Annotated in this window: 17 protein-coding genes; 2 read left to right on the forward strand and 15 right to left on the reverse strand. The window is 63.8% G+C overall.

The window, feature by feature from the left end:
- Positions 1-70: 70 nt before the first annotated feature.
- Positions 71-706, reverse strand: coding sequence for a DNA-binding protein (locus HNO83_RS08730; protein ID WP_175337144.1), 636 nt, complete (start codon positions 704-706; stop codon positions 71-73).
- A 330-nt stretch (positions 707-1,036) separates the two neighbouring features.
- Between HNO83_RS08730 and HNO83_RS08735 the strand changes: the two genes are divergently transcribed.
- The gene (locus tag HNO83_RS08735; RefSeq protein WP_175337145.1) at positions 1,037-1,738 is read left to right on the forward strand and encodes a DUF4238 domain-containing protein; all 702 of its coding nucleotides are present in this window, start codon (positions 1,037-1,039) and stop codon (positions 1,736-1,738) included.
- Between the two features lie 251 nt (positions 1,739-1,989).
- On the opposite strand, the gene HNO83_RS08740 is transcribed toward HNO83_RS08735, so the two are convergent.
- From HNO83_RS08740 to HNO83_RS08755, 4 genes are read right to left on the reverse strand one after another with little or no spacing between them, the layout of a single operon-like run.
- Entirely contained in the window at positions 1,990-3,978 is a 1,989-nt protein-coding gene (locus HNO83_RS08740; RefSeq protein ID WP_175337146.1) for a TniQ family protein, read from the reverse strand.
- Entirely contained in the window at positions 3,975-5,090 is a 1,116-nt protein-coding gene (locus HNO83_RS08745) for an ATP-binding protein (protein WP_175337147.1), read from the reverse strand. The genes HNO83_RS08740 and HNO83_RS08745 overlap by 4 nt, the downstream gene beginning before the upstream one ends.
- A gap of 2 nt (positions 5,091-5,092) precedes the next feature.
- Positions 5,093-7,300: a TnsB C-terminal domain-containing protein gene (locus tag HNO83_RS20755; RefSeq protein ID WP_175337148.1), complete on the reverse strand. Its 2,208-nt coding sequence runs from the start codon at positions 7,298-7,300 to the stop codon at positions 5,093-5,095.
- A complete protein-coding gene (locus HNO83_RS08755; RefSeq protein WP_175337149.1) occupies positions 7,297-7,995 on the reverse strand; it encodes a TnsA-like heteromeric transposase endonuclease subunit in 699 nt (232 codons plus the stop codon). The genes HNO83_RS20755 and HNO83_RS08755 overlap by 4 nt, the downstream gene beginning before the upstream one ends.
- A gap of 1,080 nt (positions 7,996-9,075) precedes the next feature.
- Here HNO83_RS08755 and HNO83_RS08760 point away from each other — a divergent pair.
- The gene (locus tag HNO83_RS08760; protein ID WP_175337150.1) at positions 9,076-10,134 is read left to right on the forward strand and encodes a hypothetical protein; all 1,059 of its coding nucleotides are present in this window, start codon (positions 9,076-9,078) and stop codon (positions 10,132-10,134) included.
- Positions 10,135-10,238: 104 nt separating this feature from the next.
- Here HNO83_RS08760 and HNO83_RS08765 read toward each other — a convergent pair whose 3' ends face one another.
- From HNO83_RS08765 to HNO83_RS08810, 10 genes are all read right to left on the reverse strand, one after another.
- Entirely contained in the window at positions 10,239-10,901 is a 663-nt protein-coding gene (locus tag HNO83_RS08765; RefSeq protein ID WP_175337151.1) for a hypothetical protein, read from the reverse strand.
- A 754-nt stretch (positions 10,902-11,655) separates the two neighbouring features.
- Positions 11,656-11,985 carry a hypothetical protein gene (locus HNO83_RS08770; RefSeq protein ID WP_175337152.1) on the reverse strand — a complete coding sequence of 110 codons (330 nt, stop codon included), beginning with the start codon at positions 11,983-11,985 and terminating at the stop codon, positions 11,656-11,658.
- Between the two features lie 549 nt (positions 11,986-12,534).
- Positions 12,535-13,845 (reverse strand): nucleotide-binding domain-containing protein, encoded by a 1,311-nt coding sequence (locus HNO83_RS08775; RefSeq protein ID WP_175337153.1) that lies wholly within the window; start codon positions 13,843-13,845, stop codon positions 12,535-12,537.
- Positions 13,846-13,847: 2 nt separating this feature from the next.
- The gene (locus tag HNO83_RS08780) at positions 13,848-14,444 is read right to left on the reverse strand and encodes an SLATT domain-containing protein (RefSeq protein ID WP_175337154.1); all 597 of its coding nucleotides are present in this window, start codon (positions 14,442-14,444) and stop codon (positions 13,848-13,850) included.
- Positions 14,445-14,508: 64 nt separating this feature from the next.
- Positions 14,509-15,882 (reverse strand): replicative DNA helicase, encoded by a 1,374-nt coding sequence (gene dnaB / locus HNO83_RS08785; protein WP_175337155.1) that lies wholly within the window; start codon positions 15,880-15,882, stop codon positions 14,509-14,511.
- A gap of 479 nt (positions 15,883-16,361) precedes the next feature.
- A complete protein-coding gene (gene rplI / locus HNO83_RS08790; RefSeq protein ID WP_175337156.1) occupies positions 16,362-16,814 on the reverse strand; it encodes a 50S ribosomal protein L9 in 453 nt (150 codons plus the stop codon).
- Between the two features lie 11 nt (positions 16,815-16,825).
- Positions 16,826-17,089 (reverse strand): 30S ribosomal protein S18, encoded by a 264-nt coding sequence (gene rpsR / locus HNO83_RS08795; RefSeq protein WP_018189012.1) that lies wholly within the window; start codon positions 17,087-17,089, stop codon positions 16,826-16,828.
- 80 nt (positions 17,090-17,169) lie between these two features.
- Positions 17,170-17,682 carry a single-stranded DNA-binding protein gene (locus HNO83_RS08800; RefSeq protein ID WP_175337157.1) on the reverse strand — a complete coding sequence of 171 codons (513 nt, stop codon included), beginning with the start codon at positions 17,680-17,682 and terminating at the stop codon, positions 17,170-17,172.
- 4 nt (positions 17,683-17,686) lie between these two features.
- Positions 17,687-18,058, reverse strand: a complete 372-nt coding sequence (gene rpsF, locus HNO83_RS08805; protein ID WP_018189014.1) for a 30S ribosomal protein S6 — start codon at positions 18,056-18,058, stop codon at positions 17,687-17,689.
- A 253-nt stretch (positions 18,059-18,311) separates the two neighbouring features.
- Positions 18,312-19,736: a CCA tRNA nucleotidyltransferase gene (locus HNO83_RS08810; RefSeq protein ID WP_175337158.1), complete on the reverse strand. Its 1,425-nt coding sequence runs from the start codon at positions 19,734-19,736 to the stop codon at positions 18,312-18,314.
- Position 19,737 lies beyond the last annotated feature (1 nt).

The raw sequence follows: 19,737 nt of genomic DNA on the forward strand, positions 1-19,737 counted from the left end.
GGCACCCTCACCGATCCAATGCACCTTGCGAGGCTCGGTCTTGAAAGCGCTCGGCGTGTGGCCGGGACCTTCACGACTGCAGGAAGGAGTCGAGGATGTCGACGACCTCCTGCGGGTCGCCGCCGAGGCGCAGCCATTCGACCGGCGTCACTTCGCGGCCGTCGATCAGGAGGTCCTCCTGCGGCGTGGCCATGAAGTTCTGCAGGCTCGCTGGGTGCATGTCGGCGGGCACCGCAGCGATCAGCTGCGACAGCCCGGGCAGCACAGGCTGCTTCGGGTCGTCGGTGAACTGCCAGGCCGGGAGTCGGCGCTTGCCGCCGATCATGAAGCCGATCAGGCCGCCCTTGCTCAGACGGTGACGAACCCGCGAGGAATCGATGCCAAGACGCTGGGCGGCCTCGGCAGCGCTGAGCGAGCCGGTGACCGCCTCCAGGCGCGTCCGACGCTCAAGCTCGGCGAGGTCCCCGCGGGCGACGCTCGCCTCCACCTCGGCCAGGCGCTCCGGAGTGAAGGTGCCCGATTCGATCAGGAAGGCGACCTGCTCCTCGGTCAACGCGCCGCCGCGCGGCTGGCGCCGCTTGAGGACATCGGCGGATTCGCGAATCAGCGCGATGACCAGCTCCTCGTCGCGGCCTTGGGACCGGGCCGTGTCCATGAGGTAGTGCACGCTGGCCTCTAGCCCTTCGGGTGTTGCTTCGATGGACACGTCGCCTCCTCTGCTCTGGATTGTATGCATCGTTTGAGTTGAGGTAAGGCACATGGCGACTCTCCGTTGCTCTGATCGAGCCCTCTGTTTGCGCAAAGACGCTCTCGGAGGTCTCGGCTACATCAGGCGCGGTCAGAGCTTCGGGAAGCTGTCGACGATTCGAACGACCGCATCCGGGTCGCACCCTTCGGATCAAGCGTTCTCGGTGGATACGCCAGACATTGTTCGCGGCGCTGTCAGTCCTTGCCCACGCGTTTTGGGATAACCGCCTAAGGCATTGCATACTCTGAGACTCGAGGAGGCGCTGCAGTGAAGGTGAAACGTGCGCACATGGTGTCTAAGAGCTATATCCGAGCATGGGCAGACGCGAGGGGCCGCGTCGACGTCCTCGATATCCAACAGGGTCGTGGCTTTCCCTCCTCTGTCGAGAATGCCACTGTCGTGAGCTACGCATATGACCCGGAGGTCCTGACCCAGGACCTGGAGAACGACTACGCGCGTATAGAAGACCGCAGTGTCCCGGTGATCCTGAAGTTGCGCCACGCACATATGTTGACGCCCGTCGAAAAGAGCGCAATGGTCTCCTTCCTCGATATGCACCTCGATCGGGGTCGGTACGCGGATCAGGTCAAGATCCGCACCCCCGCTTTACTGCTAAAGACGGATGGACAGATCGAGTATGCCGAACTGAGCCTGGGGGACAGACTGCTCCTGTCGCAGTACCTCGGAGATGTCACCAGGCTGACCGCGCTCGGACTCGAACAATGGCCGTGGCAAGTGAGAGAGGCACAACACCTTGCAACCGGAGACGGTGCGGTGCTCCTTTGGCGAGAAACCAATGGTGCCGAGATCTCGACCGTTTCGTTCCCGCTGTCCCCGACGCAACTTCTGGTGATCGGCCAGGATCTCCCGAACGACGTTCCGCTCAACACATTGCTCGCAAGGAACTGCAGGCGGTGGATCGTGGGAGTCCTCGGAACACTCAATCGAATTCAGGCTGCAGTTGTTGCGGCTCGACGATCTGAGGACTGATCTCACGATCGTCTGCTGCACGCTTCCCGCAGTGATCGCGTACAACCGCGGCGAAGGAGACGATATCGACCGGCAGCTCACCCATTAGCCACGCGAGTCGAAGCCGATTGGCCATGCCCCGTGGACGGCAGCCGCGTTCACCAATACGCCAACCCCTACTTCGCCAAAGGACGTAATGTCCACGAATTCACCCCTCGTGTGCGACAGGTGCGGGCCAGCCCCGCAGTCATCGTCCGTCAATGGAATCGCGGTCATGATTGGTTTCCTTCCTTGAGCCGTGGGGGCAATACGTCTCGCCACTCCCGATGCGTGATCCGGTGCGGAGCGGGGCGGGGGGCAGCGTCGATTGCCCGTTGAATCCGCCGAGGTGACACCTGAAGTTGCTCGGACAGGCGCCGGAGGCTGTAGACGCCACTCATCAAGAGGTAGTGGAGCCGCCCGAGGTCGAGATCCAAGATCTCTTGACCAGGCCATTTGATGCTCGTGACCGGTTTGGGTGACCAAGTGATTGGTTCTTCGATTCCTTGATTCAGCAAGAATGCCTGGCCGTATCGGTCGAGCGCCGTCTGTAAGTCCGTAGTCAGTTTCGTGCAGAACATCGTGTACTCAGCGGTGTCATCGTGGCTAGTCCCGACCCGCATGTCATCGGGCAGTTCTCGTAGACCGGTACCCGTGATCCGCTGCCACAGGTATCGGCGCGCGTTGAGTGGGCGTCGACTTCCACCGCGGTTGATTCGGATGCTCTCTGCCAGTAGCTTCCAATGCTCGAGCGGGAGAAGCTGGCGAGAGGGCAGTTCGCGTCGCCGCGGGTAGTTGATGACAACGTCGCTTTCGTCGACGATGTGGGCGAGTTCGCTGACGCCTGCTAGCAACATGTCGGCCTGGGTGGGCCGGCCCAGCATGTTCGGTCGAAGCATGGCGGCGAAATGGGTGTCTTCGGGCAAGGTTGACCAGTCCCATGAGCCCGCAACGCGCACGACGGAGGCTAACGAACGGGCGAGAGTCGGCGCGTCGACCGGCCCGTCAACATCAAGCCGGCTGCACCACTCTGGCCACAGCAACGTAGGAATGCTCGCGATGCGTTTCGCGCGGTCGTAGCCCACCGCCGAGTGCTCGGATATCGTGGCCGGCGTGGCCGCGCTATCCCACAGGAGGCGTTGGCCAGTAGTGAGATCGCGGTCGAGAGCCCGGAGGATTTGAGCCCGGAACGGTTGGGGAGCGGACGGCCACCTTCCGAGGAGTTCTCGTGGACTCCCTGGCCCAAACCCTACGTCTCGTGGGACGGATGCGGGAGTTCTGTTGAACGTCGCGTTTCGGATGATGGCTTTTGCGTGGGCTTCGTCAGTGTGGAGGAGTTCGAACGCCGCGCTAACGAGGGCGGCCATGGCGTAGGCGTTTCTTGGAGCGCTGACGCCGATGCGTTTCTCGTCGTCGAGGAGCCCTCGTAGTTCTACGTGGTCGAGGCCGCTCAGCTGCGCGATGTCCTCAAACGCTCGCGCGGCCCGTAGCCCGATGGCGATTGGTTGCAGGTAGCTCAGCAGTTCAATCGAGGTACCAGCGTCGACTCTTCGAATGATGCTTCGTTGTGCGCGCATCGTCGGCGACTCCTCATCGAGGTGAGTCGCTCCCCAGGTTTCCACAAGCGGGGCACCACACGGCACGGTTCGCGTCGCCCCCGGGGGTGCGACATTCGCTCGGCACATGGAGGGGTCAAAGCGGTCTCTATTGCGGCCACGCATCTCAACGAGGGCGCCTTGACACGCCGGGCAGGCGTCGTGAAGGAGTCGGCGGTGAAGGATGCATGCGAACAGCCACGGGCTTCGCCAGTTGAGATGGAAGACGCCGGGGCTGCTTTTGAGGCAGTCCGGGCAGTACCGTGTGCCGGCTTGCCAGGACCAGAAGCCTTTGGTGGCAACCGTCGGAAGGGCGCGCTTGGACCCCATTGCAGCGAGCCATAGAAGTTTGCCGTGGAGGCTGGCCATCGTTGCGTCACTGAGTTTGTCTTCGGGGATGCCTGTCGCCGCGGCGATATTGGCTGCGATTTCCGGAGAAATCCCTGTCCCAATCGCGGATATGCGAGGCAACGGTAGCCGGGAGAGCCCGAACGAATCCAACAATGCACCTCGCGAGACGCCGAACGTTTCCCAAGCCCATCGGCTGATGGCTGTGTGCAGCCATTCGCCAGCAGCCAGCTCGACGGGGGCGCCAAGTTGAACGGCTTTTCCCAAGGTCGGCGTCATCGCCGCGCCGCTTCGGGACGAATGCCGTTGTCGAAGAGTGCGACGCGCTGCGTGCGTTGCCGTTCGACCTCGTATTCGAGGTCGATGCTGTCGAGGATTTTGCGGTTGATCGTCTCCTGCCCGGTGTCGATTGCGTGGGCCGACGCAAGATTGATCAATAAGACCAGCGCGTTCAGGTATCCCTGTGTGCGAGCCCACATGTACATGCCGAAGCCGTCGCTGAGCCATCCGTCCTCAGAGGGAGCGTGGGCCAGGCGCAGCCGGTTCTCGAATGCGTATACCAGGTCGAGCCACGCGTCGCGTTGTGCGGTCGTGCCGATCTCCAGTTTCGGGACATCGACCCGAATCCAGCGTCCACGAGAGTTGCGCGCGGCCACCTCGACGGCGGCGGAGCCGGCGCCATTGAGCACCCAGTCGATGTCTGTGCCGGCGAGGATGACGCGAAGCCCGTAGTTAGACATCCATCGGATGATGTTGTGCACGTCACGCCCGGTCTTGCCGTCGAAGTTCACGTGCTGAATCTCATCGATGATGATCAGTTGCACCCCGCACTTCTTGATCGCGGTTTCGAAAGCGACTTGAGGGTTGCGATCGGATGGCCAGCGCAGTTCGGCGCACAGCAGTCGCAGGAGGTCGTGCCGTGTCATTGGTCCGCGGAGGTGGATGTAAAGGACCGGGCGGAAGACGACGAGTGGGTCTGCGTTTCCGTCCTCGAGGTCGATGCTGCGGTGGAGTGCGAGCCTGCTCATTTCCTCCGCTGCGTGAGTTCTAACGATGTGCGTTTTTCCGACGCCGGGGTCGCCGTTCAGGATGGGAATGTCCTGTTGGTGGAGATCCGATCGGACGGAGGAGTGTGCCAGCAATCGGAGCCGACCCATTACGTCGGTAACGACGGGCGTCTCGAGCAATGGCATTGTCCGGAGAAAGCGTGTCCGGCCGATCCGGAAGCGCTCGCGTTGGCGGCGGTTCATGGATGCGAGCGCGGCCCCGGTAGGACGTCCCGGGTCCAAGACGTGGTCCGCGCTGATCTCGCTGATCCAGGCGCGGTCTGTAGGGGTAAGCAGGTCAAGGTGATCCGCGGTGGCTGCCTGAAGGTTGGGGCCGAGAGTCATCGTCAGAATCGATTCCTGGCATACGGCTGCAGCGCCCGTCGGGCGCGCGGAGGTGGAGTCCCTGGCGGTTCTGCGACCGTACCCGCTTCAGCTTCTCTTCGGTGCTCTCCGGGCGACGCTACTGAGATTTCCGCCGGTCGATGGCTGGAGGGGGATTGGACCGCGACTTCCACGGGAGGGGTTGCGGCGCGTGCACGCAGAAGTCCGTCGGTGCGGTCGTCCTGTTCGACGGGTGCGGGGGCGAGGATCACGGTGCCGGACGGGCTGGTTTCGGCTATTCCTGCGGTGAGGTGGGCGGCGTTCCTGCGCATCAGATCGTCGGCGAGGTCCGCGTGTCGGATGGCTTCGAGTGCTTCCCCGTTGTCGTAGACGCCGGTGAAGATTTGGACGAGGATGCGTTCGATTTCTTGGCTGCTGATCTTCTTGTCGGCGTGCTGGTCAACGATGTGACTGGTGTGGAACTCTCCGAAGCGGGGGGTGCCCTCGGTCAGGTATTGCCACCGAAGTAGGTGCAGGACTCCTTCGGCGTCGAAGCACCAGGTGATCCGCAGATCGAAAGGGTCGTAGTACACCCGCAACATTCCGGTCTTCATCGCCACCGGGTCACCCTGCAGGCTGCGCAGGATCGGGCTCTTGTAGTTCAAACGGCACACCCGGACACGGCTGGGCGAGATCTTCACTTTCACTGACGGCAGGAAACGCACCCAGTCGTACTGGTAGTCGATATCGGGAATGGCACCCACGCGCTCGGTGAGGATTTCGTACATCATGTAAGGACTGAGTTGTTTGTTCGGGTCCTCGGGCAGCGTCAACCCGTGATGCGTTCGATGGTTATAAAGGTCGATGCACTGGCGCAGCCGCTGCTCGAACTGCGACGGCGACATCAGCTGCTCTGCTTGGGGGTCCTTGCCTTTCTCATGCACGGACCCCCCAGTGAAGCCGGGCATCAGCGCCTCAAACATGTCTTTGATGGTGCGAAAGACTCGTTCCACCTGCGGCTTGTCAGTCGGGCTGTAGGAGCGTTGCGGTTCGTAGTGGATACCCAACCGGGCCATTTGCGCGGTGACGTAGTCGGAGACATACGGTTTGCCGTTGTCGACCACGACCCCCTCAGGATGGAACGCAGCCGAGTAGAAAGTCATGAACGCAGACGGCCTTCCGATGAACGGTTGTTGAGCGACCTCACCCGTTTTCTCGGCCCACTCGCTCGCCAACGCCGCGGTCTTAGGTCGCAGCACGTCGGCCAAGCACAGGCCGATGGCGAATTTCGTGGTGGTGTGGGTGATCGCGATCCCGACGATGCAGCGGGTGGCCAGGTCAAGAGCAAGAGTGACATCCAGCCGCAGCTTCTTGCCCGTCCGCGGATCCTGCACCCACACGTTCGCTTTCGTCGTGTCGACCAGCACCAACTCGCCCGGCCTGGTCGCCAAACGCGTCATACCCGAGGATTCAGGAACGTTCAATTCGGAGATACGGTTCTTGGCGCTCGCACCCAGATGCGACCAGCCGCTACGCAGTACCTTCACCCGTCGGCGCAGCGTGGTGATCGATGGGAGCTCCAGTGCAGGAAGTTGCTTCGCGCAGTGGATCTGGAAGGCGCGTACGAGAGCGACGTCAGATTTCGTGGACTTGAGCGCGTGGTCATTCAGGAAGGTCAGCAGCGCGTCTAGGACGGCGTCTTGGGTGCGCCAGGTGTGTGGCTTCAGGTAGCGGCCATCGAGAAGGCTTTGTTTGTCCTCCCAACGCTTCATAATCCGTTGCAGTCTCCGCATTTCTGAAGCGACAGTGACGGTGAACCCCTTGCGCTTGCCCTTTGTGCGAGGTTGCTGGGCGAGGAGTACAGCGAGTCGGCGGCGACGCTCGCCAAGCGGTGTTCGAGCGGGGTCCAGATCCGCTGGTGGCCGGTCGGTGTCCGGTTGGCTAGTGCGACGCCCCGTGAGCATGATGTGCAGCAATTCAGAATCTTCGCGCAGCCGAGTCGCCGAGGACTCCGACAGCCGCTCTTGGATGTCATGTAGCTGCGGCAAGTCGGCGGGGGCGGTAGTGCCCCGCAGTGCGCTCGCGATGTCGGCGGCTGGCACCTGACCTGTGGAAGAGCCGTCGGGGCTGGTCAATGTGACCATCGCGCCGACCTTGGTGATCACGGCACGCTCGCCCTGCCAGTCGACCTCGACGCCGGCCCGAATCCAATGCACCTCCGTCGGTGTCACAGCAGTATCGTCTCCGTATCGAACGGTCGGCTCAGATCGATGGTGAGTTCGTGATCCCAGAGCAATCGGCGCAGAACAACCAGCACAACCGGCGCCGGCACCTGCAAAAACTCGGCAGCCTGATTAACGACTTCGCCGACACGCGCGCCGGAACGGGCCGCCTTGAGCACCTCAGGACCGATGATCGCCAGCGTCGGCTCGGGGACGCGGGCCGAGGCAAAGAGCGCAAGATTGCTAGTGATAACCTGCGGTGCTCCGACCCAGACCGCGTGTTGTATCCCCGCGCTCGCAAGCACCTTATCGACAACCGCGTGGCGCCGAAGCACATCCGCCGTCTCAGCGGCCGTGTGCCATTTCACATCGACGACGACCACGCCGCCCGTCCGCGTGATCAGCACAAAGTCGGGGGTGTGTGAGTCCAGCTCATGTCCCACCGGGAAGTCGATAGTGAACGGTTGAGCAGCGATGTGCACCACATCGAGGTTCCAGTCAACAAGGATCATGAACCGTCGCTCGTGCTGCGACTCGCACGCAATCAGATCACCGACCGTGCGGCTGAAGAACGCGACCGGTTTGTTGACCTGACCATGTCGCCTCGAGAAATCCCGCATCGGGTGGCAGAACACCAGATCAGCCCAACTGACCTGCGAGATCGGCCGCGCGTACCCGGTACTGCCGTCCCGAGACAACAGCACGCGAACACCTGACTCATGCGGTTGCCGTTGAGGCAACCGGATTCGTCGCGGTCCCCGCACCGGCCGAAACAGGCGAGCGCGGCGCCCCTCACCAAGACGTATCTCGGCCCTCAACAAGTCAAGAGCAGCTGTCAACTCGCCCGGCATCGCGGCAGGTGACGCAGTCCGCGCGACAGCCGCTTCCCAAGCGCTCACAACGGAGTTCGCCGAGTCTATAGGTGCAGGGTTCACCATGCCGCCTGACAAAGCCGGCTGCACGGCGGTGGTCGGTCACAACCATCGGACGTAACGAACATAGTCCGCAGACTACAACCTTTTAAGCCATTCTTAATACCCAAACATTGAACGTTATGCGGATTGGTCCCGCTGCTCCCGCGCGCTGCGCAACCAATTCGAGACCGACGCTTGGCTGGCGCCGACCGCCTCACTGATCTTTGCGATAGTCAGCCCGATCTCGCTGGCCTCCACGACGAGTTCTAGTCGGCGCTCGGTTAACTCCCTGATCTGGAGCTCGGCTGCGCTGAGGGATTCCAGGAGTTCGTCCGCGCGCGCCGGGTCGCTGACGATCTTCCGGGGTTTGCGGGTTCGCCGTGCGGGCACTGGTGATGTCATTTATCCGTTCCGATCCGAAAGCCAGATGCCGGACCGGTGGTTGCAACGCGCGAAGGCGCGTGGAATGATCCGACACGATACTCGTTCGGATCCGGGTGGCCTTCTTCGGTTGCAACGGGCAGTGCACGCGACCTGCAAGTCGCGTTTCGAACCGTCAACGGTGACGGTTGCGAAGCATGCCCAGCGACAATGTTAGCCATCCGGCCCTCTCCGCGCTCGCGATGGCTGGATGTCCCATTCATCACCTGCGCTTCTGCTCGTATACGAGCATTTTCGCAGCTATGGCTAGTCCGAGACGCCCTCCCCTGCGTATTTCAGTAATGGCGGCGTACCCCAGGCACAAGTGTCGGCCGTTTCTGATTGTCTGCACGTATGAGCTCTAGACCGTCGGGCGCACCCTCATCGCGAACTCTCCGGGAGACGGCGAATGAGTTCGCCGGGCTCTGCGCGATAGCAGTCTTTGCGGGTGTGGTGGTTCCACTCATTGAGTTCGCGAACTTCTCGCCACAAGGCACCAACCTCGCCCACATCTTCACTAACGCCGGCAAGTCGCTGCTGGCCCAGGTGGGTTGGTCGTTCCCCCTGACGATCACGGTTCTCCTGGGCTTCTTCGCCGTTCTGATCGGTGGCCAACTGTTCGCGAGCCAGGAGGATTCGGACCGCTTGAGGCGCACCCTGGGCTTCACTGCCGAGTCGATCGCTGCGGCTGGTGTGCCTGTGATGGTGTACGTCAGCGTCTACTGCCTCACGTCTCCCAAGGACTGGGCGAGCCTCATCACCGTCGTCCCCGCTTTTGGGCTTATTGTCTTCCTCAGTCTGCAGCTCGGACGGTTCAACGCGCTCGATGACCAGGCGCGCGTGCGGGAGCTCTGCAAGCGAATCGACCAGCGCGAGAAGCGAATCGCAGAGCTGGCGCCGATTGCGCAGCGGCCTTTGATCGGCGCGATCGCAGTGAACGTGATCGTTCTAATGGCAACGCACGTTCTCCTTGCTTTCGGCAGCGTCCAGGTCCTCCGGGCACTTGGAGTTCCCCTACCCGAGTCGAGCCCTCAGACCTCGGGACAACTAGTCGCGAGCTATGTAGGAGTCGGGGTGTATTTCGCCGTGGTTGCGGCGTTGTTGGCGGCCGCACTGCGCTCGTACTTCGCTGACCTATCGCGAACGCGATGGGTGCCTTTGCTAATCGTGGTTGGGCTGTGGGTTTTGGTCGCCGGCGGGATCCTGATTGGGCTCACGACCACGGCAGATTTAAATCCGGTCGCTGGCGGTATTAGCTTCGCGGTGCCCAACATCCTTGTGATCGTGTCCCTGCGACAGCCGCGGCGGGCGGGGAGATGGCGGCTTCTTGGGTGGTCGCTACGTAGCGGGGCAGCCTCTTCTGCTGCCCGAACTTTGGAGCGCTCGCGGGCCAAGTACGCCGACGATCTACAAGTCGTGCAGGAACGCATAGCGCAACAGAAGTCACAGCCTGTTTGGCGGGAGCGACTCTGGGCGATGCTGCAATGGAGGCAGTCCGAGCGCGGATAAACGCGGGCGAGTAAGGCAGTGAGGCCGAGGACCGAAGGGCACGTAGCGCGCCCAATGGCAACGCGCACCGTCCGGGACGATGATCTGCCAGGACGCCGAGCTGTTCAGCGCGAAAGAGACGGTCGCTCGTCGGAATCCTCAGTGAGCGAGTGAGCCAGCCGCTCCAGGGAGGCTCTCGACATCGGGAACGCTCCGAACCAGCCCCGGAACCTCGGCATGAGCGGGACTTCCACGGCTTCGCCGTCACTGGCGAAATGAAGCACTAGTGCCCAGCTCAGTCCGGAATACCGCTCTCGCTTAGCAACGACCGCATTCGAGATCGACGCCCGAGCAAACTGGGCGACCTTCACCGGCTCCCGCGTCCCGAACCACAAGCTGACCTCGTGCTCATCCAAGACCACCCCAAAGAATTGCGGGGCAGCGTCGGCGTGAGTGATCGGTCGCGGGATGAAGCCGAGCGCAGCGAGCGCCTCATCAAGCCCCGCAGCCTTCTGGGAAGTGAGAACGGTCGCTGTCGGGAACCGGTGCCTAAGCCGCCGATTGCGGCTGAGCTGAGGGCCAAGGATCGGGAGCAGCATCAGCAGGATGAGAAGCGGCAGTCCCAACAGGGTGCCCAGTATCGCGAGGAGCGTCGACAGACCCCTGTACTGTGACGCCCCGAATGCCGAGACCACCAAGGCGATCAGAGCGAGCACGGCGAGCACGGCGAACGGGATGGACGCAACCCACAGGCGTCTTCCGCCTGAGGTGCTCTTGCTGTCAATCATGCGTTATCTTCCTCGGCTCATCCCTGCTGCTTCCAACGATTTCGGGCTCCAATAAGGCCTGATGGAGAAACCTTCATCAGGCCCCGGGCCCCTTGCGCCGGAATTGAATGAAAGAGGCGAGCCCGAACGCGAGCCCTGCTCCGAGTGAGCACAAAGCAGGGGAAGTGACACACGAAACAGAGTCAGCAAGCCGTAAAGGCCTCCGGCCGAGACGATGAATCCCACCGCTCCATAGAGCGACCCTTGGGTTCGAAAGGTGAAATGGGAGTAAGCAAAATGCCGGACGAGGACAACTACCCCAAAGACAAACAGGCCATACAAGAACCCAACAGGGAGACCGAACACAACATACTCCGCAAGGGCGAATGGAACTTGCCATGAATGGGAGTAGTCAATTCCCGTAGCGATCACCGCGGCGAGCGACAACAGACCGAGTAGAAGGCTCGGCCAAAGCCAAGCGATCAGCAGTCCCGACCTTGTTGGCGACGCAATTCTGCTGTCACTTGTAGTCATCTCAGCACCCCCTTCTCGCACGTTTATCTCCCCATCGCGATTGAAGTGTTCCTGTAGGGCTTGTGGTGAGTTGAAGCCGCGAGCGGGGAGAAAGGCGTGTACTAAGCTGCAGCACGTCATCGAGCCGCGCCTCTAGCAGGCGCTCCGCACGCCGCGGCCGAAATCTGGCGCTCACCATACGCATCCACAACCCCTCGTAATGTCCGCGGTTAGCCCACCCAGTCGCCCGCGCCTCCGGGCCTCAGGCCTGTACGTGATGCCCGAACGCGAACCCGAGGGCAACCCAGACTACGAGGCTGACGAGCGGCGCCGCCGCCGCCAGGACGATCGCCACGATGCCCTGGCGCCGCCCCCGATTCTGAACGACAGCCACGATGCCTTGAGTCAGCGGCCAAACGCCCAGGATCGAGCCAAGCAACATCTGGGCAGCGAATGTCCCTTGGTCCGGACGCATATTGAAGCCGGCGCTGGTGCCGGTGTTATACAGATAGAGCGTCGTGGACGTCAGTCCTATCAGGACCGATGCCACGACAGAGAGGCCCATAACGCATATAGCGATGAGCATCGCCACCCATCCCAGCCTCGGGGATCGCGCCACGAGTAGATTTCCCCCGGCCGGTGGCGCTTGGTGATGATTGGCCCACGCAGAGCTTGTCTGCTCTCCACCCGGGCCCTGGAAACCCTGTACGACAGCAGGCGTGCGGGGTGCGGCGGGCGTGACCGCAGTCTGCGGTTCGCCCAGGTGCGTCGATGCGGACCGCTTCGCTGGCGCGTCCTGGCTGTCTGTCATGGTGCCGAGCGTATCGTCGGACCGTGGCCGGGGCGTACTCCCCGGTCTAGGGGTCAGTCGTCAAACTAGTCAAAGGAGAAGCCCCTGCGAGCACGAGGCTCACCGGGGCGATTCGGGCCGTGATTCCGTTCGAGCGTAACTCGCGATGATCCGGGTGGTCGGTGGGAGACAACATTGCCGGTGATGTTCGGCCACGCCACCTCCAGCGAGCCGAGAGCCTAATGATTGCCCCGATCACCACGGCCGTGTTCACCAGCGAGGCGGAGGCGACCACCGAGGGCCTTGGGAGGACTCTCGGCGGAGAGCTCTGGCGGTGGCGCTCGCCCTTGTTCAAGCGTCCGCGGTGGTCGTGATCGGCACATCGATGCGGTCTCGCGCGACCACGACTCCGTCCTTGATGACGTAGCACTCCACGATGTGCTCGCCGCGGAAGGTTGAGATCTCCTTGCGCACACCGGGCTGGGTCGAGTCGATGATGTCGCCCCGGATCATGTTGCGGCGCTCCGCCTCTGGGCCCTGGTTGAGCACCTTCCACTTCAGTGTGTACGGTTCGGGAACCGTGCAGCTCGTGACCTGGAACTTCAGGTGCTTGCCAGCCTTGAGCGGGAGTCCGACACGACCCATCGCGCCGAGCCACAGCGGTCGCCAGCCGTCCTGGGTGACTTCGCAGTCGATGGACACACTCTCCGTGATATCGACCGGGTACCGATCCTCGATGAACTCCTCGGCGCCCGTGGTCCGACTGCCGGCCGAGGCCTTGAGAACGGCCTCGGTAACCGTCCGTGGCACATTGGTCCCGAAGATCTCGCGCCACTTCTTGACCGACGAGGACGTGCCCTCGTTCTCGATCGCGGAGACACAACGGTTGTAAGCCTTCTTGGCCTTGGCCTGGAACTTTGCCTTGACGTGGACGCGCTGGCGGCTGCCGAGCGCCAGGTAGTAGTCCTTCTCCGGCTCATCCATGAGGAACGCGAAGAAGTCCCGGGACATCAGATCGAACGAGGCAGTATTCGCGAAATCGTATTCGCCGGTTTGCGCGAAGAAGTTGTAGACCAACGTATCGATGACCAGCCCACCGATGTTCACGCCGTTCGCGTTCTTCCAGGCCCGGGCCATGCGCGCGAGGTGACGCATGTTCGTGGAGGTGCGGTCGTTGCACTCCTTCGTCGCGGCGATCTCTGCGCGCGGGTTGGTGGTCTTCCAGTACTCGGCCTTGGTGTCCGGGTAGTCGAAGCTGCCGTCGGGGTTCTCGAACACCGGCTGAACCTCAAACTTGAACGCATTGGACGCGAACTGCACGCGTACGACGCACTGGTCGACCCGGATGTCGGTGTTCTGGTACCGCGCTTTGAGCACGTAACGTACGCGCTCGAGCATCCGGCGTGGGCCGTTGGGGTCGCTATAGTCGTCGCGCAGTCCCGACGGCAGGATGAAGATCATGTCGAGGTCGGAAATTGACTTGATGGCCGTGTGGCGTCCGAAGGATCCGATCATCAGCTTGTACTCGACGCAGGCGTCCTTGTCGCGGAAGTTCCTGTTCAGGGCCTTGGTGATCTCGTCACGGCGAGCTCGGATCGTCGAGACCTTTTCCCCCACCTTGAGGTTCGCCAGCAACCCGTCAAAGATCTCGGAGGTCTCCATTCTCAGACCTCGCTTTCATCAAGCCGCAGTGTCTCGGGGAGCAGGAGGTCGAGCTCACGGGAGGAAAACGTCAGCTCCTCGTTATTCTTCAGGCCTTCCTTAGCGCGGTCGTACGCTCTCTGGGTGGTCCGCGGCGCGGAGGAGTAGGCCGCGCGGGTGGTCTGCTGCAGCTCGTCGCGGCGAGCCCGGGCAGCGTCGTCTGCGATCACGGCGGACATGAGATCGGCGATGAGCGAGACGTAGGACTCGCGCACGTCCCACAGCCGCGAGGCGATGTCCCGGTGCGCCTCGGCCTCTTCGTGGAACCGGAACGTCTTGGCCCCGAGCGTCACCCAGGTCACAAGGACGGCGACGGTGGACGTCACGAGGCTAGTCACCGTCGTGGGAGCGAACTTGCTCACCACGGCGACAAGGAACGTACCCGAGCTGATTGCGGTCAGCGCAATGAGAACGCCCTGTTGCCAGCGGTGCTTGGTAAAGCAAATATCCGCCTGCTTCTCGTGGGTCTTGTGGGTGTACGCCACGCGCCCAAAGGCCTCGCGCACCTGGGCGAGCAGGAACCGGTCACGGCCGGCGGCCGCAGCATCCTCGTCGGTCAACTCGCTCCGATCACTCGACGACACTTTGCTTGGTCAAACGACACTTTGCGTGGCAAGTTCACAATCAGATCGGCGCCATGTCCGCGAAGCGCGAATACATGCCCTGGAAGGCGACGGTCACTGTGCGGGTCGGGCCGTTTCTGTGCTTGGCGACGATGAGGTCGGCCTCTCCGGCGCGCGGGTTGTCCTTCTCGTAGGCGGACTCGCGGTGCAGCAGGACGACGACGTCGGCGTCCTGCTCGATGGAGCCGGACTCGCGGAGGTCGCTGAGGGCGGGGAGCTTGTCCGCTCGCTGCTCCGGGCCACGGTTCAGCTGCGACAGGGCGATGACCGGGACCTGGAGCTCCTTCGCGAGCAGCTTCAGGGCACGGGAGAACTCGCTGACCTCCTGCTGGCGGCTCTCGACGCGCTTGCCGCTCGTCATCAGCTGCAGGTAGTCGATGATGACCATCTTGAGTCCGACGCGCTGCTTGAGGCGGCGGCACTTGGCGCGGATCTCCACCAGCGTCATGTTGGGGCTGTCGTCGATGTACAGCGGGGCGTCGTTGATGCGGCCGCGGGTGGAGGCGATCGTGGTCCAGTCGCGGTTGTCGACCGTTCCCTTGCGCATGTTCTGCAGTGGAACGGTCGCCTCGGCCGAGAGCAGGCGCATCGCGATCTCGCTCCGGCCCATCTCGAGGGAGAAGAAGATGGTCGGCATGTCGTGCTTGATGGCGGCCGCTCGGGCGAAGTCGAGCGCGAGGGTCGACTTTCCGAGGGCGGGCCGCGCGGCGACGATGACCATCTGGCCGGGGTGCAGGCCGTTGGTCAGCTCGTCCAGCTCGGCGAAGCCGGTGGGGACGCCCGTCATCGAGCCGTCCTTGTGCTTCGCGGCCTCGATCTCGTCGATCGCGACGGTCACGGCTTCGGTGAGCGGGACGTAGTCCTCGGTCTCCTGCGTGCCGGTGACGGAGTAGATCTCGGCCTGCGCGTTGTTCACCAGGTCGAGCACCTCGCCCTCGGCCTTGTAGCCCATCTGCGTGATGCGCGTGCCGGCCTCGACGAGGCGGCGGAGCAGGGCCTTCTCGCCGACGATGTTGGCGTAGTAACCGGCATTGGCGGCGGTCGGCACGAGGCTGGTCAGCGTGTGAAGGTACTCGGCGCCGCCGGCCCGGGAGAGCTCGCCGATCTTGGTCAGTTCGTCGGTGACCGTGATGACGTCGGTCGGCTCTCCGTGCGAGTAGAGCGACAGGATCGCGTCGTAGATGATCTCGTGCTTCGGGATGTAAAAGTCGGTGCCACGGATGACCTCGACCACGTCGGCGACGGCGTCCTTGCTGAGGAGCATGCCGCCGAGCGCGCTCTGCTCGGCGAGCAGGTCGTGCGGGGGCGTCCGCTCCGGTGAACGGGCATCGCCCGGGTCACGACCGTCTGCGAGACCGATATGGGCGATCGACACGTTCTCTCCTCACTGCTCGCGGTCGTACGGATCAGGTGGTCCCGGGCACGGCGAAGCCGCCAGGAACGATCGTCCCGCGCCATGCGCGGTGGGATCCTCCTGGTCCGATTGTCGGGGCGACCTCCGACATCGCCGCGCTGAGCGGCCGCGTGTCCGTCGACGTCGCTCCACCCTATGGAGGCGTCACGCCCACTCACAACTCGGCCTGTGGATAACAGTGTGGAGAATCTGCGCGAAACGCCGCGGAGCGTGTGTAGAAGATGTGTGGAACCCTGTGGAGAGAAAAGAATCTGTGCTGAGGATTACCGAGCTGATCTGCTTTTTATCTCTCCCCAGGCTGTGTGTAAAAACTTCCTTGAAGCCTGTGTTCAACGTTGCCCGGGATGGGTCACGACCTGTGCACAAAAGAGGGGAAAAGTCCCTTAACGAGGTGTAGCGGCGGGCCGTGGCCCGCCGCTACACTTCCGTCTATTTCGCGCCTACTTGGCCGCGACCACCTGAAGGGTGATGACGGCGGAGAGGTCGTCGTGCAGACGCACGGTGGCCTCGTGGTCGCCGACCACCTTGATGGGGTTGGGGAGCTCGATCTTGCGCTTGTCGAGCTCGCCGATGCCCGCCGCCTTGACGGCGTCGGCGACATCGCCGGTCTTCACCGAACCGAAGAGACGGCCCTCGCGGCCCGCCTTCACGGTCAGCTTGACCTTGGTCGCCTCGAGCTTGGCCTTGAGGTCCTGGGCCTGCTCGACGGTGTGGAGCTCGCGGGCGGCGCGGGCCGCCTTGATCTGCTCGACCTGCTTCTCGCCGCCACGGCTCCACGCGATCGCGAAGCCCTGGGGGACGAGGTAGTTGCGCGCGTAGCCGTTTTTGACGTCGACGACGTCACCGGCAGAGCCGAGGCCGGTGACCTCGTGCGTGAGAATAACCTTCGACATGTCGTTGCTCCTTAACGGCCGGAGCCGGCGTAGGGGAGGAGCGCCATCTCGCGCGCGTTCTTGACCGCGCGGGCGATGAGGCGCTGCTCCTGGACGGAGACACCGGTGATCCGGCGGGCGCGGATCTTTCCACGCTCCGAGATGAACTTCCGAAGGGTTGCGACGTCCTTGTAATCGATGACGCCGACGCGAACGGACTTCGCGGGAGCGGCGTTCTTGCCGTCCTTGCCCTTGCGGATCGGCTTGCGGCGGTCGCCGCTCGACTTTCCAGCCATGGTTTCCTTTGCTTTCCGCCCGTCCGGATCACGTCCGTCGGGCTGATGATGTGTGCCCCTCGACCGAGAGGCGAGTCTCGTTAGAAGGGGGTCTCGTCGTTGTAGGAGCCCGGGGTGTTCCAGACATCCGCACCGGCGGACGGATCCGCGGGAGCGGAAGCCGCCCACGGCTCCTCGACGGCAGGCGCACCGCCGCCGAAGCCGCCCTGACCGCGTCCTCCACCGGAGGACTGCGTGCGGGTGACCTGAGCGGTGGCGTAGCGCAGCGACGGGCCGATCTCGTCGATCTCGAGCTCGATGCTGGTGCGCTTCTCGCCTTCCTTCGTCTCGTAGGAGCGCTGCTTCAGGCGGCCCTGCGCGATGACGCGCGACCCCTTGGTCAGCGAACCGGCGACGTGCTCGGCGAACTCGCGCCAGACGCTGGCGCGGAGGAACAGGGCCTCACCGTCCTTCCACTCGTTCGCCTGACGGTCGAACGTGCGGGGAGTGGACGCGATGGTGAAGTTGGCGACTGCCAGCCCGTTCTGCGTGTAGCGCAGCTCGGGGTCGGCCGTGAGGTTTCCCACCACGGTGATGACGGTCTCGCCGGCCATGGGACTAGGCGCCGGCCTTCTCGGAGGTGGCGGCCTTGCGGGCGGCCTTCTCGTCGGCGCGCTTCTGAGCGGCCGCGACCTGGGCGATCGCCTCTTCGGCGCGGAGGACCTTGGTGCGCATGACGGCCTCGCTGAGCTTCAGCTGGCGGTCGAGCTCCTTGGTCGTGTCGCCCTCGGCGGTGAGCTGGACGACGGCGTAGATGCCCTCGGACTTCTTGTTGATCTCGTAAGCCAGGCGACGACGGCCCCAGATGTCGACGTTGTCGATCGTTCCGCCGTCGTTGCGAACGACGTTGAGGAACTTGTCAAGGCTCGGAGCCACGGTGCGCTCATCGATCTCTGGATCGAGGATGACCATCAACTCGTACTGATGCATGACTAACCCACCTCCTCTGGTCTCAGCGGCTGCAGACGGTCTGCAGCAGGAGGGTGTCATTGACGTGCCACGGGCAGAATGGTGCCCAGGCAGCTTATCTAGGGTAACGGATGCTGCTACGGGACGCCAGCCGGCGGTGATCTCGGTCATGCCACCACTCTCGCGGGGGCGCCGCCGCGCCGGTCGTCGGCGTCCGCATCTGTGGAGAACCCGTGGACGCGGCGGGCTGTGTGCACATCGGGGGACGTCCCCGTCAGCGCTGCTCCCACCACTCCAGCAGCCGCCGCGTCGCCTCCTCCTCGCCGAGCGGTCCCTCATCCAGCCGCAGCTCGAGCAGGTACTTCATCGCCTGACCGACTTCACGTCCCGGCCGAATGCCGAGCACCCGCATGACCTGCTCGCCGTCGAGGTCGGGCCGGACGGCATCCAGCTCCTCCTGCTCCTTCAGCTCCTTGATGCGGGCCTCGAGGTCGTCGTAGGCGAACGCCAGGCGGTCGGCCTTCCGGCGGTTGCGGGTCGTGACATCGGCGCGGGTCAGCATGTGCAGGCGCTCCAGCTCCGGACCGGCGTCGCGCACGTACCGGCGCACGGCCGAGTCGGTCCACTGGGCGTCGGCGTAGCCGAAGAAGCGGAGGTGCAGCTCGATCAGGCGCGCCACGGCGTCGATCGTGGCCTTGTCGAACCGCAGGGCGGTCAGGCGCTTCTTGGCCAGCTTCGCCCCGACCACGTCGTGGTGGTAGAAGCTGACGGCACCGCCCGGCTCGAACCGCCGCGTCGCGGGCTTGCCGATGTCGTGCAGGATCGCCGCGAGCCGCAGCACGAGATCGGGCGCCTCGCCGGGGTGACGCTCCTTCTCGTAGCCGATCGCCTGGTCGAGCACCGTGAGGCTGTGCTGGTAGACGTCCTTGTGGTGGTGGTGCTCGTCGGCCTCGAGCCGCAGCGCGGGGATCTCGGGGATCACGTGCTCGGCGAGCCCGCTGTCCACCAGAAGCCCGATGCCGGGTCGCGGCTCGTCCGCAAGGAGAAGCTTCGTCAATTCGTCCCGCACGCGCTCCGCGCTGACGATCTCGATGCGGTCGGCCATCGCCTCCATGGCGTCGCGGGACTCGTCGTCGACCGTGAACCCCAGCTGCGCGGCGAACCGCGCCGCCCGCATCATCCGGAGCGGGTCGTCGCCGAACGAGATCTGCGGCGTGCTCGGCGTGGTGATGACGCCGGCGATGAGGTGCTCCACGCCGCCCGACGGGTCGACCAGCCGCACCTCGGGAATGCGCAGGGCGAGCGCGTTCACGGTGAAGTCACGGCGCAGCAGGTCGCCCTCCAGGGTGTCGCCGAACTCCACCTCCGGCTTGCGCGTCGTGCCGTCGTAGCTGTCGCTGCGGTAGGTCGTGATCTCGACCGTGTCGTCGCCGAAGCGGGCACCGATGGTGCCGAACTGGCGTCCGATGTCCCAATGCGCGTCCGCGATCGGCGCCACGATGCGCAGAATGTCGTCCGGACGCGCGTCTGTCGTGAAGTCGAGATCGTGCACAGAGCGGCCGAGCAGCGCGTCCCGCACCGGCCCTCCGACCAGGGCGAGCTCGTGCCCTGCGGCCTGGAACGCCTCGGCCAGACGGGCGACCGCGGGCGTCCGCGCGAGGTCGCCGAGACGTTCGAGGGATTCGGCGACGCTCTGCATG

The organism is Leifsonia sp. C5G2, from assembly GCF_013359685.1.
Taxonomy (GTDB): domain Bacteria; phylum Actinomycetota; class Actinomycetes; order Actinomycetales; family Microbacteriaceae; genus Leifsonia.

Bases quoted from the DNA above. Each gene is read 5' to 3' on its own strand.
- HNO83_RS08735 (WP_175337145.1), top strand. From the start codon at position 1,037: ATGGTGTCTAAGAGCTATATCCGAGCATGGGCAGACGCGAGGGGCCGC.
- HNO83_RS08740 (WP_175337146.1), bottom strand. From the start codon at position 3,978: ATGACGCCGACCTTGGGAAAAGCCGTTCAACTTGGCGCCCCCGTCGAG.
- HNO83_RS08745 (WP_175337147.1), bottom strand. From the start codon at position 5,090: ATGACTCTCGGCCCCAACCTTCAGGCAGCCACCGCGGATCACCTTGAC.
- HNO83_RS08765 (WP_175337151.1), bottom strand. From the start codon at position 10,901: ATGATTGACAGCAAGAGCACCTCAGGCGGAAGACGCCTGTGGGTTGCG.
- HNO83_RS08775 (WP_175337153.1), bottom strand. From the start codon at position 13,845: ATGGAGACCTCCGAGATCTTTGACGGGTTGCTGGCGAACCTCAAGGTG.
- rplI (WP_175337156.1), bottom strand. From the start codon at position 16,814: ATGTCGAAGGTTATTCTCACGCACGAGGTCACCGGCCTCGGCTCTGCC.
- rpsR (WP_018189012.1), bottom strand. From the start codon at position 17,089: ATGGCTGGAAAGTCGAGCGGCGACCGCCGCAAGCCGATCCGCAAGGGC.
- HNO83_RS08800 (WP_175337157.1), bottom strand. From the start codon at position 17,682: ATGGCCGGCGAGACCGTCATCACCGTGGTGGGAAACCTCACGGCCGAC.
- rpsF (WP_018189014.1), bottom strand. From the start codon at position 18,058: ATGCATCAGTACGAGTTGATGGTCATCCTCGATCCAGAGATCGATGAG.
- HNO83_RS08810 (WP_175337158.1), bottom strand. From the start codon at position 19,736: ATGCAGAGCGTCGCCGAATCCCTCGAACGTCTCGGCGACCTCGCGCGG.